The sequence below is a fragment of the Pseudomonas batumici genome (genome assembly GCF_036585405.1).
GTDB lineage: Bacteria > Pseudomonadota > Gammaproteobacteria > Pseudomonadales > Pseudomonadaceae > Aquipseudomonas > Aquipseudomonas batumici.
The window spans coordinates 4636890-4651769 of the sequence record NZ_CP144470.1 but is presented as its reverse complement, the minus strand read 5'-3'; the positions used below and the strand labels follow the sequence as shown (position 1 = coordinate 4651769).

At 63.5% G+C, this 14880-nt stretch carries 14 protein-coding genes; 9 read left to right on the top strand and 5 right to left on the bottom strand.

Translation table 11 applies throughout. The annotated features are described in order from the left end of the window. Positions 1-83 precede the first annotated feature (83 nt). Positions 84-293: a DUF2788 domain-containing protein gene (locus tag NUH87_RS21195; protein WP_040071151.1), complete on the top strand. Its 210-nt coding sequence runs from the start codon at positions 84-86 to the stop codon at positions 291-293. A gap of 12 nt (positions 294-305) precedes the next feature. On the opposite strand, the gene NUH87_RS21190 is transcribed toward NUH87_RS21195, so the two are convergent. The 4 genes from NUH87_RS21190 to NUH87_RS21175 all read right to left on the bottom strand — a co-directional run bounded on the left by NUH87_RS21190 (position 306) and on the right by NUH87_RS21175 (position 6855). Continuing rightward, entirely contained in the window at positions 306-938 is a 633-nt protein-coding gene (locus tag NUH87_RS21190; protein ID WP_338522555.1) for a pseudouridine synthase, read from the bottom strand. A gap of 209 nt (positions 939-1147) precedes the next feature. Further along, entirely contained in the window at positions 1148-2620 is a 1473-nt protein-coding gene (gene amn, locus NUH87_RS21185; protein WP_338522554.1) for an AMP nucleosidase, read from the bottom strand. A 116-nt stretch (positions 2621-2736) separates the two neighbouring features. Then, on the bottom strand, positions 2737-4386 hold the full coding sequence (locus tag NUH87_RS21180) for an acyl-CoA dehydrogenase family protein (RefSeq protein WP_338522553.1): 1650 nt from the start codon (positions 4384-4386) through the stop codon (positions 2737-2739). Positions 4387-4476: 90 nt separating this feature from the next. Further along, complete coding sequence (locus NUH87_RS21175) at positions 4477-6855, bottom strand: hybrid sensor histidine kinase/response regulator (RefSeq protein ID WP_338522552.1); 2379 nt, start codon at positions 6853-6855, stop codon at positions 4477-4479. A 286-nt stretch (positions 6856-7141) separates the two neighbouring features. Here NUH87_RS21175 and NUH87_RS21170 point away from each other — a divergent pair, with 286 nt between their 5' ends. The 4 genes from NUH87_RS21170 to NUH87_RS21155 all read left to right on the top strand — a co-directional run bounded on the left by NUH87_RS21170 (position 7142) and on the right by NUH87_RS21155 (position 10674). Continuing rightward, positions 7142-7939 (top strand): hydroxymethylpyrimidine/phosphomethylpyrimidine kinase, encoded by a 798-nt coding sequence (locus tag NUH87_RS21170; protein WP_338522551.1) that lies wholly within the window; start codon positions 7142-7144, stop codon positions 7937-7939. A 35-nt stretch (positions 7940-7974) separates the two neighbouring features. Next, the gene (gene thiE, locus NUH87_RS21165; RefSeq protein ID WP_338522550.1) at positions 7975-8598 is read left to right on the top strand and encodes a thiamine phosphate synthase; all 624 of its coding nucleotides are present in this window, start codon (positions 7975-7977) and stop codon (positions 8596-8598) included. Between the two features lie 17 nt (positions 8599-8615). Then, on the top strand, positions 8616-9899 hold the full coding sequence (hemL, locus tag NUH87_RS21160; protein ID WP_338522549.1) for a glutamate-1-semialdehyde 2,1-aminomutase: 1284 nt from the start codon (positions 8616-8618) through the stop codon (positions 9897-9899). Between the two features lie 226 nt (positions 9900-10125). After that, positions 10126-10674 carry a tetratricopeptide repeat protein gene (locus NUH87_RS21155; RefSeq protein WP_040071160.1) on the top strand — a complete coding sequence of 183 codons (549 nt, stop codon included), beginning with the start codon at positions 10126-10128 and terminating at the stop codon, positions 10672-10674. Positions 10675-10677: 3 nt separating this feature from the next. Here the strand turns inward: NUH87_RS21155 and NUH87_RS21150 are convergent, their stop codons facing one another. Further along, on the bottom strand, positions 10678-11004 hold the full coding sequence (locus NUH87_RS21150; protein WP_040071161.1) for a DUF1820 family protein: 327 nt from the start codon (positions 11002-11004) through the stop codon (positions 10678-10680). 133 nt (positions 11005-11137) lie between these two features. Between NUH87_RS21150 and miaB the strand changes: the two genes are divergently transcribed. From miaB to NUH87_RS21130, 4 genes are all read left to right on the top strand, one after another. Further along, positions 11138-12466 (top strand): tRNA (N6-isopentenyl adenosine(37)-C2)-methylthiotransferase MiaB, encoded by a 1329-nt coding sequence (gene miaB, locus NUH87_RS21145; RefSeq protein WP_040071162.1) that lies wholly within the window; start codon positions 11138-11140, stop codon positions 12464-12466. Between the two features lie 73 nt (positions 12467-12539). Beyond that, positions 12540-13541, top strand: coding sequence for a PhoH family protein (locus NUH87_RS21140; RefSeq protein WP_040071163.1), 1002 nt, complete (start codon positions 12540-12542; stop codon positions 13539-13541). Beyond that, a complete protein-coding gene (ybeY, locus tag NUH87_RS21135; RefSeq protein WP_040071164.1) occupies positions 13534-13992 on the top strand; it encodes an rRNA maturation RNase YbeY in 459 nt (152 codons plus the stop codon). Before NUH87_RS21140 ends, ybeY begins: the two co-directional genes overlap by 8 nt. A gap of 34 nt (positions 13993-14026) precedes the next feature. After that, positions 14027-14866: an HlyC/CorC family transporter gene (locus NUH87_RS21130; protein ID WP_338522548.1), complete on the top strand. Its 840-nt coding sequence runs from the start codon at positions 14027-14029 to the stop codon at positions 14864-14866. Positions 14867-14880 lie beyond the last annotated feature (14 nt).

Sequence of the window (14880 nt, the reverse complement as noted above, 5' to 3'; positions counted from 1 at the left end):
CTTTATTGCCCGAGATCAGTTGGGCTCCCGTCCATGGCGTATAATCGAGCGGTTTTTCACCCCGCTCGCGCTGGAGAGGTCCGATGGATCCTGCCGTATTCGAAGAGTGGATGATGACCGGCCTGGTCAGCATCCTGATCATTTTCATGGGTTTCATCGTCTGGGACCTGGCGAAGAAATCCAAGGCCGGCCGCTTCGGCACCCTTATCCTGTTCTTCGTGCTGGGCCTGGGCATCGTCGCGTTCGTGATCAAGAGCGTGGTGATCGGGCTGATCGAATCCGGGTCGCTGTAAAGCAGCGGCAAGCTACAAGCGCGCCGGCACTTCACGCCACTGACCTTGATCCAGCCCCTCCAGGGTCCAGTCGCCGATGCGCACCCGCACCAGGCGCAAGGTCGGCAAGCCCACCGCCGCGGTCATGCGCCGCACCTGACGGTTGCGCCCCTCGCGAATGATCAACTCCAGCCAGGCAGTGGGAATGCTCTGGCGAAACCGCACCGGCGGATTGCGCGGCCAGAGCTCGGGCTCGTCGATCTGCCGGGCCTGGGCCGGCAAGGTCATGCCGTCGTTCAACTCCACACCCTTTTGCAACTGCTCGATCTGCCCGGCGCTCGGCACACCTTCGACCTGCACCCAATAGGTTTTCGCCAGCTTGTGCCTGGGATCGGCAATCCGCGCCTGGAGCTGGCCGTCGTTGGTCAGCAACAGCAGGCCTTCGCTGTCGCGGTCCAGCCGGCCGGCGGGGTAGACGCCGGCCACGTCGATAAAATCCTTGAGGGTCGCGCGCCCTTCACCGTCGCTGAACTGCGTCAGCACATCGAAGGGTTTGTTGAACAGGATCAGCTTGGGTTCGGCCGGCGGGGCCTTAGCGACCCGACGCGGCGCAACGGGAGTTTTCGCGGCCGAACGACGCACAACGGGACGGGGTGGACGAGACATGGCAAGGAGGACATCTGAGGATCAGGAGCCGCCATGCTAGGGCGTGTCAGCCGTTATTTCCAGATGCGCGTATGTAGGAGCCGGCTTGCCGGGACGCCGCACCGCGGCGATGGCGTTCGTCAGAACGCCGCAAGGCTCGAGGACCTCATCGCCGGCAAGCCGGCTCCTACAATGACCGCATTTCACCCGATTGACGGCATAAGCCGTGCTTAACGGAACGGCGGCTCGTCAAAGCTGCGCAGTTTGCGCGAGTGCAGCGAATGCAGCTCGGTGCGCAGCAGGTCCACCGCGGCAATACCGATCTTCAAGTGCTGGCTGACAGCCCGCTCATAGAACGCGTTCGCCGAACCCGGCAGCTTGATCTCACTGTGCAGCGGTTTGTCCGAGACACAGAGCAAGGTGCCGTAAGGCACCCGCAGGCGATAACCCTGGGCGGCGATGGTGCCGCTTTCCATGTCCACGGCCACGGCGCGGGACAGGTTGATCAACGGCCGCTCCTGGGCCCAGCGCAATTCCCAGTTACGGTCGTCGTAGGTCAGCACGGTACCGGTGCGCAGGCGCTTCTTCAGGTCGTCGCCGCGTTCGCCGGTGACGTTGGCCGCCGCCTGTTGCAAGGCCAACTGCACTTCGGCCAGGGCCGGGATCGGGATATTCGGCGGCACCACCCGGTCGAGAATCCCGTCGCGCCGCATATAGGCGTGGGCCAGCACATAGTCGCCGATGGTCTGGGATTGGCGCAGGCCGCCGCAGTGGCCGATCATCAGCCAGCAGTGCGGACGCAGTACCGCCAGGTGGTCGGTGATGTTCTTCGCGTTGGACGGCCCGACGCCGATGTTCACCAGCGTCACGCCATGCCCGTCGGCGGCCTGCAGGTGGTAGGCCGGCATCTGGTAGCGGTGCCAGACCACACCGGCGACCATGGCCTGGGCCTCGCCGTACTCCATGCTCTTGTCGATGATCACGTTGCCCGGCAGCACCATACGCACGAAACGCGGGTCGTCACGCAGTTGTTGCAGGCCATGGAGGATGAACTGGTCGACATAGCGGTGGTAGTTGGTCAGCAGGATCCACGGCTGTACATGGCGCCAGTCGCTGCCGGTGTAGTGCACCAGGCGCCGCAGGGAGAAATCCACCCGGGCGGCATCGAACAACGCCAGGGGCAGGGGCGAGGTGTTTTCCCAGTCGTGCAGGCCATCGGCGATGTCGTCGGTGGCGGCCGACAGGTCGGTGCTCGGGAAAACCCGCGCCAGGGCCGAGGCGGTGACGCCGGAGCCGGCCAGCTCATCGCCCTGCTCGACCACGTAGGGGTAAGGAATGTTCTGTTCGCTAACGCCCACTTCCACCGTGACGGTGAAGTCGCGCATCAGCGGCACCAGTTGTTCCAGCAGGTATTTGCGGAACGCCGCCGGGTGCGTGACGGTGACGCTGTAGGTCCCCGGCAACTGGACCTTGGCATAGGCCCGGGTGGTGGCGGGGACTTCACCCTGGTAGGTGTAGGTCAGGCGCAGTTCAGGGTAGCGGAACAGGGCCCGTTGGTCGGCGTCTGGTTCGACGCGATCCTTGAGGTAGCGCTTGAGCGCCTGGCTCAGGGCACGGGTGGCACGCTCGTGGAGTTCAGCCAGACGGTCCACGGCTTGTTCGGGGGATTGCACGACAATAAAAGCTTCGGTCACGGGGAGCATCCTGTCTTCTGATGTTGCAGACGTTCATCTTGCCTGCAACCTGTTCGGACTGAAACACCGGGTTATCGTTCACTGCCACAATGTCTGTGTGAGCCTTCAAATATCCTTGTATTCCCTCAGAAACCCTGCGGGGTCGAGCGGGCAACAATGGCCTCGACATTCACCCCACGGGGCAAGGTGCCGTAGACCCGCCCTCCCGCCGCCAGCCGGCTGGCGATAAAACCGTCGCTGACCTCGGCATTGCCCGCCTCCAGCAGCAACTTGGCCTGCAACGCCAACGCGATGTCCTCGGTCAGTTGCCGGGCGCGGTACTGGATATCGTGGGTGTCGGTGAACGCCAGCTTCAAGTGCTCGATATGCCGGGCCAGGCGCTTGTCCCCGTGGCCGTCGCCCAACTCGCTGAACAACACTTCCAGTACGCCGGGCTCCTTGGACAACGAACGCAGCACATCCAGGCACTGCACGTTCCCCGAACCTTCCCAGGTCGAGTTGACCGGCGCCTCGCGGTACAGCCGCGGCAGAATGCTGTCCTCCACATACCCCGCGCCGCCCATGCACTCGGCGGCCTCGTTGATCATCGCCGGGGCCCGCTTGCAGATCCAGTATTTGCCCACCGCCGTCACCAACCGGGCGAATTTCGCTTCATGCCCGTCCCCCAGATGATCCAGCGCCCGGCCCATGCGCAGGCTCAAGGCCAGCGCCGCCTCGCTCTCCAGCGCCAGGTCGGCCAGCACGTTCTGCATCAACGGCTGCTCGCTGAGCACACGGCCACCGACCAACCGATGGGCACAATGATGGCTGGCCTGGGTCAGCGCCTGGCGCATCAACGCACTGGAACCGACCATGCAATCGAAACGGGTCATCGCCACCATCTCGATAATGGTCGGCACGCCGCGCCCTTCCTCGCCGATCATCCAGGCCAGGGCGCCGCGGAACTCCACTTCGCTCGAAGCGTTGGAGCAGTTGCCCAGCTTGTTCTTCAAGCGCTGGATATAGAACTGGTTGCGACTGTCATCCGGACGATGCCGGGGCAGCAGGAAACAGGTCAGGCCCTTGTCGGTCTGGGCCAGGGTCAGGAAGGCGTCGCACATCGGCGCCGAGCAGAACCATTTGTGCCCCACCAGCTCATAGGCCTGCCCCGGGCCAGTGGCGCCAACGGGATAAGCCCGGGTGGTGTTGGCACGCACGTCGGTACCCCCCTGCTTCTCGGTCATGGCCATGCCGATGGTGGCCCCGCGCTTGTGGGCAATGCCGATGTTGCGCGGGTCGTACTGGGTACTGAGGATGCTCGGCAGCCATTGCCCGGCGATATCCGGCTGCAGGCGCAACGCCGGCACGCAGGCGAAGGTCATGGTCAGCGGGCAGCCGGTGCCGGCCTCGGCCTGGCTGTGCAGGTAGGTCATGGCGGCACGAGCCACATGGGCGCCGTCCTGCGGATCGGTCCAGGGCAGCGACGGCAGGCCATGCTCGACGGCGGTGCGCATCAGTTCGTGATAGGCCGGGTGAAATTCCACCAGGTCCTGGCGGTGGCCATAACGGTCATGGCTGACAAACACCGGTTTGTTCTGGTTGGCGAGAAAACCCGCCTCCATCAGCGGCCCGCCGGCCAGTGCGCCATAGGCCTCGATACGCGATTCGGCCCAACCGGCGCCGAAGCGACGCGCCCACTCCTGCAGCGGCAGGTCGATGCGATAGAGATTGATACCGTCCAGCGACGGCGGCTGGTTGGTGACCTCGTGGGTTTCAGCGTATTGATGGAGGTTCATGTCGGGCTCCTTTGAGAAGTGGCTTCGCAGAGAAAGGCCAGGAACCCCAGTGAATCACGCGTACCGCCGTGAAAAAAGTGACATAAGCGCCTAAATACCGGCGCTTTCGCCCTCTACAGGCGCCAACAGACGGCGAGCCAGCAGGTGCTGCAACTCGTCGAAACGCACCGGCTTGTACAAGGTGTCCGTGACGCCGGCCGCCAGGCAACGCTCGCGCTCCAGCGGGTCGGTCGAACTGACCAGGGCCAGGATCGGCAACTCGGCACCGCCGGGCAGCGCCCGCAGCTGTTGGCAGAGCAAGGTCTCGGCCGTCGGTTGCGGCGGACAGTCAAGCAGCAGCCCGTCCACCGCCTGCCCACCCAGCACATCGAGCGCGGCCCGGGCATCGTTCGCCGTGAACACCCGATACCCCAGCTTGAGCAACATGCCGCGCACCACCAACTGGCTGACGCTGTTGTCGTCCACCAGCAACAAGGTGCAGTCCCGCGGCGCACGCGGTGCCGACACCGGGCGCGACACCCTCGGGCTCAACACCTCGACCTCCACCTCGAGCTGGAAGCGGCTGCCCATGCCAAGCTCCGACTGATGGGTGAGGTGCCCGCCGAGCAAGTCGATCAGCTGCCGACAGATCGCCAGGCCAATGCCCAGACCGCCGTACTCACGGGTCATCGAACCGTCGAGCTGGAAGAAACGCTGATAGAGCGTGGCTTCATCCAGGTCGATGAAACCGATGCCGCTGTCGATCACCGCGAACGACAGGGCCCAGTGCTGCGCCGCTGCCGGCCGACCGCTGACCCGCAGCACCAAGCCACCTTCGCGGGTGAACTTGATGGCATTGTCCACCAGGCATTCCAGGCACTGCACGATCTTCTCGGCATCGCCCTGGAAACTGTCCGGCACGTCGTCGGCCACTTCAATGGCGAAATGCAGGCCCTTGCCCTGGACACGTCCGCCGAACTGCTCCTGCAAGCCGTACAGCAAACGGCGCAAGCCGAACGACTGTGTGCTCACCTTGAGCCGACCGGCCTGCAACTCGGTCAGGATCAGGATGCCATTGACCATGCGCATCATGTCCCGGGCGGAACCGGCCGCCGTCTGCTGGTATTGCGCAAGCTCCGGATCCAGCTCCAGGGTCTGCATCAATTCCAGGGAGCCGATCACGCCGTTCATCGGCGTGCGCAGCTCATGGGTGACGGTGGCGAGGAATTCGTCCTTGAGACGGTTGCTGTTGGCCAGCTCGCGGTTCAGCACTTCCAGCTTCTGCCCGGACTCCAGCAAGGTCTGCGCCTGCTGCTCGCGCATGGTGTTGATGCGGTCGGCCAGGGCCAGGGACAACAGGCCGACCTCCAGGGCCGAGCCGATCTGGCTGGCGTACATGGTCAGGAAGACGTTCGGCAGGTAGCCCAGCACCATCAGGGTATTGACCAACCCGCCCAGCAGGAACGCCGACCAGGCGATGATGAAGTAGCGCGCCACCCGCAACCCACAACACCAGGCGCTGATCCCGGTGACGAAAATGGTCACGGTGAACGCCAGGGCCAGGACCGTTGCCAGGCGCAGGGCCAGGGCATAGCTGGTCATCAGCGACAGTACCGTAACCACCGTGCTATAGGCCATCAACAGCAGCAACAGCCGGTCCAGCCAGCGACTGTGGGCGGCCGTGTGCAGGAAGCTGCGGGTGAACTGGCAGCCGAAGAAACCCGCCAGGCCGATAAAGAACGGCGTCGAGGCGTTGGCCCAGCCGGGGTTGTTCGGCCAGAAATACTGCACCGCCGCGCCGTTGACCGACAGCTGGTAGAAGCCGAACGAGGCGATGTAGAAGATGTAATAGAGGTAGCTGGTGTCCCGCACGCTGAGGTAGATGAACAGGTTGTAGACCAGCATCCCCAGCAGCACGCCATAGATCAGCCCCAGGACATAGAGGCGCACCGGCTGGTCTTCGAGGTAGGCCTGCATCGACCAGAGGGTCAGCGGCGCCTGCATCGAGCCTTCGGTTTGCAGCCGCAGGTAGACGGTCTTGCTTTGGTTGGGAGCGAAATCCAGCTCGAACAGGTAGTTGTTCTGCTTGATCGGCCGGCTGGCGAACGGCAATTCATTACCGGTGCGCTGGGCCAGGCGGTAGCCGCCACTGGCGTCCGGCACATAGAGCTCGATGTGTTTCATCGGCGGATAGGCCAACTCCAGCAACCAGATGCGCAGGGCGTCTGGATGCTTGGGGGTGTAGGTCAGGTCGACCTTGAGCCAGAACGCCGACAGCGAGTAGCCGGCATTGAGCGAAGCCTTGTCGTGCTGATGAAAGCGCGCGGCCATGGCGGGCGCCGCGACCTGCGCGATATCGGCCTGGCCGCTCGCGTCTTCGTACACCTGCATGACCCGGCCCAGAGGCAGACTCTGAGTGGACTCATCAAACTCGACTGCACTCGCCAACAGCGGCAGCCAGCTCAACAAAATCAGCAGCAAATAGCGCATACAGCCCCAGCATGGCCAATCAGGTCGCGTCAGGAGCCCCCCTTCCCTTTGAGACGACGTGATACCTCATGGCCCATTATTCGTTTGGATCCACTCTAGCATAGCCAGTGATGGCTAAAACACACCATTGAGATATTTTATCCAAAGGCTCTAGGACGGGCGTCCCAGCACACAATCAGGCGGTAGGGCGAAGGGTTATCGGCCACCCCGGAAAAAGCTTCAGGGTGCAAATACAACGCCGGGCGGGCGGTCCCGAAAAAAGCGTTTGGTGGTAAGCTCGCGCTCCATGAATACCTACAGCTCCCGTCCCGTTGTCCTCTGTCTCTCCGGCCACGATCCCAGTGGGGGTGCCGGCCTCCAGGCAGATATCGAAGCCCTGCTCGCCCAGGGTTGCCATGCCGCTCCGGCGGTCACCGCGTTGACCGTGCAGGACACGGTCAACGTCAGCGACTTCCGCGTGCTCGACCGTGAGTGGGTATTGGCCCAGGCCAATGCCGTGCTCAACGACTCGACCGTGGCAGCCGTCAAGCTGGGCATGCTCGGCTCCCTGGAAATGGTCGACACCGTGGTCGAACTGCTCCAGGCGCACCCGCACCTGCCGCTGGTCTGCGACCCGGTGCTGCGCGCTGGCGGTGGCGGACGCCTGGGCAAGGATGAAGTCGGCTATGCCATGCGCGAACGCCTGCTGCCGCTGGCGACCATTGCCACCCCCAACCTCCCCGAAGCCCGCATCCTCGCCGAATTGCCCGAGGGCAGTGCCGACGAGTGCGCGGAAAAACTCCTGCCGTTCTGCCAACACCTGCTGATCACCGGCGGACATGGCGACGAAGACGAAATCCACAACCGCCTGTACAGCCGCGACGGCACCCGCCAGACCTTCAAATGCCAGCGCCTGCCCGGCAGCTATCATGGTTCCGGCTGCACCCTGGCGAGCACCCTCGCCGGGCGCCTGGCCCTCGGCGAGGGCCTGGTCAGCGCCGTGCAGACCGCACTGGATTACACCTGGCGGACCCTGCGCGACGCCGAACAGCTGGGCAAGGGCCAGTTCGTCCCCCGACGCCTGCCCCTGGACTTCTGCTCGTAACCTTCAGCGCTTCCCAAGACTCCGAGGCTGACCCGATGAAACTACGCGGCCTGTACGCCATCACCGATAGCCAGTTGCTGGCCGGCAAGTTCCTGCCTTATGTCGAGGCGGCACTGGATGGCGGCGTGACCTTGCTGCAATACCGCGACAAAAGTACCGACGAGGCCCGCCGCCTGCGGGAAGCCGAGGCCCTGCGCGGGCTGTGCGAACGCTACAAGACCCAGTTGATCATCAACGACGACGCCGAACTGGCGGCGCGGCTTGGCGTCGGCGTGCACCTGGGCCAGACCGACGGGCCGCTGACGCCGGCCCGTTCGCTGCTGGGTAGCCGGGCCATTATCGGCTCCACCTGCCACGCGCAGCTTGAACTCGCCGAACAGGCGGCCCGGGAAGGCGCCAGCTATGTCGCCTTCGGGCGCTTCTTCAACTCCAACACCAAGCCCGGCGCACCGGCTGCCGACGTGGCGCTGCTCGAACGCGCGCGCCCGCTGCTGCACCTGCCGATCGCGGTGATCGGCGGCATCACCCTGGACAACGCCGCCCCGCTGGTGGCCCACGGTGCCGACCTGCTGGCGGTGATCCACGGCCTGTTCGGTGCCGAAAGCACCCGGGAAGTGACCCGCCGCGCCCAAGCCTTCAACGCCCTCTTCACTTCATGACGCCTGAGAGCCTGCCCATGTCTCGTTCCGAAACCCTGTTTGCCAGTGCCCAGAAACACATCCCCGGCGGTGTGAACTCGCCTGTTCGCGCGTTCAAGAGCGTCGGCGGCACCCCGCTGTTCTTCAAGCACGCCGAAGGCGCCTATGTCACCGACGAAGACGACAAGCGCTATGTCGACTACGTCGGCTCCTGGGGCCCGATGATCCTCGGCCACAGCCACCCGGACGTGCTGGACGCCGTGCGCAAGCAGCTGGAGCACGGGCTGTCCTATGGTGCGCCGACCGCCATGGAAACCGAGATGGCCGATCTGGTCTGCGGCCTCGTGCCGTCGATGGAAATGGTCCGCATGGTCAGTTCCGGCACCGAGGCGACCATGAGCGCCATCCGCCTGGCCCGTGGCTTCACCGGTCGTGACAGCATCATCAAGTTCGAAGGCTGCTACCACGGCCACTCCGACAGCCTGCTGGTCAAGGCCGGCTCCGGCGCCCTGACCCAAGGCGTGCCGAGCTCCGCCGGTGTCCCGGCGGCTTTCGCCAAGCACACCCTGACCCTGCCTTTCAACGACCTCGCCGCGGTCGAGACCCTGCTCGGCGAAGTCGGCCAGGAAGTCGCCTGCATCATCGTCGAGCCAGTGGCCGGCAACATGAACTGCGTGCCGCCGGCCCCGGGTTTCCTCGAAGGCCTGCGGACCCTGTGCGACCAGCACGGCGTGGTGCTGATCTTCGACGAAGTGATGACCGGTTTCCGCGTCGCCCTGGGCGGAGCCCAGGCCCACTACGGCGTCACCCCGGACCTGAGCACCTTCGGCAAGATCATCGGCGGCGGCATGCCGGTGGGCTGCTTCGGCGGCAAGCGCGAGATCATGTCCTGCATCGCCCCGCTGGGCCCGGTCTACCAGGCCGGCACCTTGTCCGGCAACCCGTTGGCGATGGCCGCCGGCCTGACCACCCTGCGCCTGATCAGCCGCCCGGGCTTCCACGCCGAGCTGAGCGACTACACCCGCCGCCTGCTCCAGGGCCTGCAAGACCGTGCCGATGCGGCCGGCATCCCGTTCGTGACCACCCAGGCCGGCGGTATGTTCGGCCTGTACTTCAGCGGTGCCGACGACATCGTCACGTTCGACGACGTGATGTCCAGCGATGCCGAGCGCTTCAAGCGTTTCTTCCACCTCATGCTCGACGGCGGCGTGTACCTGGCGCCGAGTGCCTTCGAAGCCGGTTTCACCTCCATCGCCCATGGCGAAACCGAGCTGAAGCTGACATTGGATGCTGCTGAAAAGGCTTTTGCCGCACTGAAATAACCGATGTCCCCGACGCCGGTTTCAGCCGGCGTCGGTTTTCCCGCTTAAACTTCCCCTGTTTCTTACCGTCCTCTGTCCAGATACTTGCAAAACAAGCGGGTATAGCGCCCGTGCAGCAGAAAAACGAGTAAAGACTTTGTAAGGTGGCCCCCGCTTATTTCATAATGCGCGCCATAGTCATCCCCCAGGCCGGGTCCGCCCGCCCTTCAGAGGTACGTCGATTCCCATGAACCGCACCGGCCGCGCCCTTGTATTGGGCTGCCTGTTGCTCCTTCAGCCGCTGCTGGCACATGCAGGCGGTAACTCGTTGTTGATCCCGGCGATGGGGCGTTGCACCCTCAACACCCAGCCACAGGACCTCGCCGAGGCCCTGGCCGCCTGCGAAGAAGCGGCAAAGGGCGGCGATGCGCAAGCGCAATACGAGTTGGGCGCGTTCTATCACGACAGCAACAACCCGCAACACGACCTCAACAAGGCCCTGAGCCATTTCGAACAGGCGTCCCTGCAAGGCCACGCCCAGGCGCAGTTCCAGCTCGGCACCATGTTCTACAAGGGCGAAGGGGTGCCGGCCAATAACGTCCAGGCCTATATCGTGCTGAAGATGGCCGCGGTCAATGGTGCCGAAGAGGCACTGGACACGGCGGATGAGGTCGCGGCGAAGATGCCCCGCGACCAGCTGGAGATGGCGACCCAGGTGCTGGGGCAGATCTTCCGCAAATACCTGCTGGAATTGCAGACGGCTGACGGCCGTACACCGTTTTCGCCGCTGCCCTGATCGTTATTTTTCGGGCATTGGCATCGGGAACGGCATCACATTGCCCACGCCCCGCGCCTCGCTGATCTTCGGTGTGCCCAGGCGCTCGACTTCGTCGATCCGCACGATCGAATGCATCGGCACGAAACTGCGCACCACGCCTTCGAACTGGGCCTTGAGCTTTTCCTCGCCGGGATCGACCACCAGTTGCGTGCGCTCGCCAAAGACAAACTCTTCGACTTCCAGGAAGCCCCACAGATCGCTCTGATAGATCTGCTTGGCGTACATTTCGAACACCTGGCCCTGGTTGAGGAAAATCACCTTGTAGATGGGGGCTTCACGTTTGGTCATGGTGGGCGGGCAACACATTGGGGGATAAAAATAGGGCGCGAACTATAGCATAGCCGCCGAACGGACAGCGCTAGGAAGCAAGCGCGATGACCACTATAATGCGCGGTTCTTTGAACCACATTGATGAATGTCCATGGCCAAGAAGCTTTACATCGAAACCCACGGTTGCCAGATGAACGAGTATGACAGCTCGCGCATGGTCGACCTGCTGGGCGAACACCAGGCCCTGGAAGTCACCGCCCGTGCCGAAGACGCGGACGTCATCCTGCTCAACACCTGCTCGATCCGCGAGCGCGCCCAGGACCGGGTCTACTCCCAGTTGGGCCGCTGGCGCGAACTGAAACTGGCGAACCCGCAGATGGTGATCGCCGTCGGCGGTTGCGTCGCCAGCCAGGAAGGCGCGGCGATCCGCGATCGCGCCCCCTATGTCGACGTAGTCTTCGGCCCGCAGACCCTGCACCGCCTGCCGGAAATGATCGACGCCGCCCGAACCACCCAGCAGCCGCAGGTGGACGTGTCGTTCCCGGAAATCGAAAAGTTCGACCACCTGCCGGAACCGCGCATCGACGGCCCGAGCGCCTATGTCTCGGTGATGGAAGGCTGCAGCAAGTACTGCACCTTCTGCGTCGTGCCCTATACCCGCGGCGAAGAAGTCAGCCGACCGTTCGACGACGTGATCGGCGAGATCATCCACCTGGCCGAAAACGGTGTGCGCGAAGTGACCCTGCTGGGGCAGAACGTCAACGGTTATCGCGGCGCCACCCATGACGGGCGCCTGGCGGACCTGGCGGAACTGATCCGCGTGGTCGCCGCCGTCGACGGTATCGAGCGGATCCGCTACACCACCTCGCACCCGCTGGAGTTCTCCGACAGCCTGATCCAGGCCCACGCCGAGGTGCCGCAGCTGGTCAAGCACCTGCACCTGCCGGTACAGTCGGGCTCGGACCGGATCCTCGCGGCGATGAAGCGCAACCACACGGCACTGGAATACAAGTCCAAGCTGCGCAAGTTGCGCGCCGCCGTGCCGGGCATCTGCATCAGTTCGGACTTTATCGTCGGCTTCCCCGGGGAAACCGAGAAAGACTTCCAGCAGACCATGAAGCTGATCGAAGACGTCGGTTTCGACTTCTCCTACTCCTTCGTCTACAGCCAGCGCCCCGGGACCCCGGCGGCGGATTTGCCGGACGACACCCCGGAAGCGGTGAAGAAAGAGCGCCTCAACGCCCTGCAACATCGCCTGAACCAGCAAGGATTCGAGATCAGCCGACAAATGGTCGGTACGCTCCAGCGCATCCTGGTGACCGATTATTCGAAAAAAGACCCTGGCGAGTTGCAGGGGCGCACCGAGAATAATCGTATCGTCAACTTCCGCTGCGACAATCCCCAGTTGATCGGCCAGTTTATCGACGTGCACATCGACGCGGCGCAACCGCATTCACTGCGCGGCTCGATGCCGCAATGAGAGCTTTCGCCCCCGGTCTGCTAGCGTTATCCTTGAATTCATCTCCATTGCCGTCGGGCGGCTAAAAACGACCTTGAACGCACCCATCGAACCTCATCGTTTCATCCTCGAGCCTTTCGAGGCTCGCCGCTTCGCCAATCTGTGCGGACAGTTCGACGAGCATTTGCGCTTGATCGAACAGCGCCTGGCCATCGAGATCCGCAATCGCGGCAATCAGTTCGAGCTGATCGGCGAACCCAAGCACACCACCTCCGCGGAAAACCTGCTGCGCCGCCTGTACCGGGAAACCAAGGGTACCGAGCTGTCGCCGGACATGGTCCACCTGTTCCTGCAGGAATCGAGCGTGGAAGACCTGCACCTCAACCCGGTGGCCGAAGCCAGCGTGGCCCTGCGCACCAAGAAAGGCATGATTCGCCCCCGCGGCCAGAATCAGCAGCGCTACGTGAAGGAAATCCTCGGCAACGACATCAACTTCGGGATCGGCCCGGCCGGTACCGGCAAGACCTACCTGGCGGTGGCCTGCGCCGTCGACGCGCTGGAGCGCGAGCAGGTGCGACGCATCCTGCTGGTGCGCCCGGCGGTCGAAGCCGGCGAAAAACTCGGCTTCCTGCCCGGCGACCTGGCCCAGAAGATCGACCCGTACCTGCGCCCACTCTACGACGCCCTCTATGAAATGCTCGGTTTCGAATACGTGGCCAAGCTGATCGAGCGCCAGGTCATCGAAATCGCGCCGCTGGCCTACATGCGCGGCCGGACCCTGAACAACAGCTTCATCATCCTCGACGAAAGCCAGAACACCACCGTCGAACAGATGAAAATGTTCCTGACCCGCATCGGCTTCGGCTCCACGGCGGTGATCACCGGCGACATCACCCAGGTCGACCTGCCCAAGGGCACGAAATCGGGGCTGGCCCACGTGATCAAGGTCCTCAAGGATGTGCCGGGCATCAGTTTCACCCATTTCATGCCCAAGGACGTCGTGCGCCATCCGCTGGTACAACGCATCGTCGAGGCCTACGAGCGCTTTGAAAATCGCGCCGACGAAGACACCCCGGGTACCCGCCACGATGCTTGAACTCGATTTGCAACGGGCCTCTGACGCCCCCGCCCCCAGTGACGCCGAGTTTCGCCGCTGGTGCGAACTCGCCCTGCGCCAACGCACGGCCGACTCCGAGCTGACCATCCGCCTGGTGGACGAGGCCGAAGGTCGCGAGCTCAACCATACCTGGCGGCACAAGGACTACGCGACCAACGTGCTGTCCTTCCCCGCCGACGTGCCGGACGACTTGCTGGATATCCCATTGCTGGGCGATCTGGTGATCTGCATCCCGGTGGTCGCTCGCGAAGCGGCCGAACAAGGCAAGGCACTGGAGGCCCATTGGGCCCACCTGGTCATTCACGGCTGCCTGCATCTATTGGGCTACGACCATATAGACGACGAAGAAGCCGAGGAAATGGAAGCACTGGAACGAACGTTGCTTGCCGAACTGGGTCATCCCGACCCCTATATCGATGACGAACACTGATCACTCCACTACCAAGGGATACGAGTAAATCGCTATGAGCGAAGATCGATCGAGCAACGGGCAGAAGTCCTGGCTGGGTAAACTGACCCAGGCTTTTGCCCATGAGCCGAAAAACCGCCAGGAGCTGCTGGAGCTGCTGCGCGAAGCCCATCAGAACAAATTGCTGGACAGCGAAGCGCTGGCCATCGTCGAAGGCGCCATCCAGGTCGCTGACCTGCAGGTCCGGGACATCATGGTCCCGCGCTCGCAGATGATCAGCATCAAGGCGACCCAGACTCCCCGCGAATTCCTCCCGGCGGTCGTCAACGCCGCGCACTCGCGTTACCCGGTGATCGGCGAAAGCCATGACGACGTCATGGGCGTGTTGCTGGCCAAGGACCTGTTGCCGCTGGTCCTGCAGGAAAACGGCGATGCCTTCAACATCAAGGACCTGCTGCGTCCGGCGACCTTCGTCCCCGAATCCAAGCGCCTGAACGTGTTGCTGCGCGAATTCCGCGCCAACCATAACCACATGGCCATCGTCATCGACGAGTACGGCGGCGTGGCGGGCCTGGTGACCATTGAAGACGTGCTGGAACAGATCGTCGGCGATATCGAGGACGAGCACGACGTCGAGGAAGACAGCTACATCAAGCCGCTGCCCAGCGGCGACTTCCTGATCAAGGCGCTGACCCCGATCGAGAATTTCAACGAGTTCTTCGACAGCGAATTCTCCGATGACGAGTTCGACACCGTCGGCGGCCTGGTGATGAGCGCGTTCGGGCACTTGCCCAAGCGTAATGAAATCACCGAGATCGGCGCGTATCGTTTCCGCATCCTGAATGCCGACAGCCGTCGTATTCACCTGATCCGCCTGACCCCCATTAGCCGCTAAGGATTTTGAAGGGT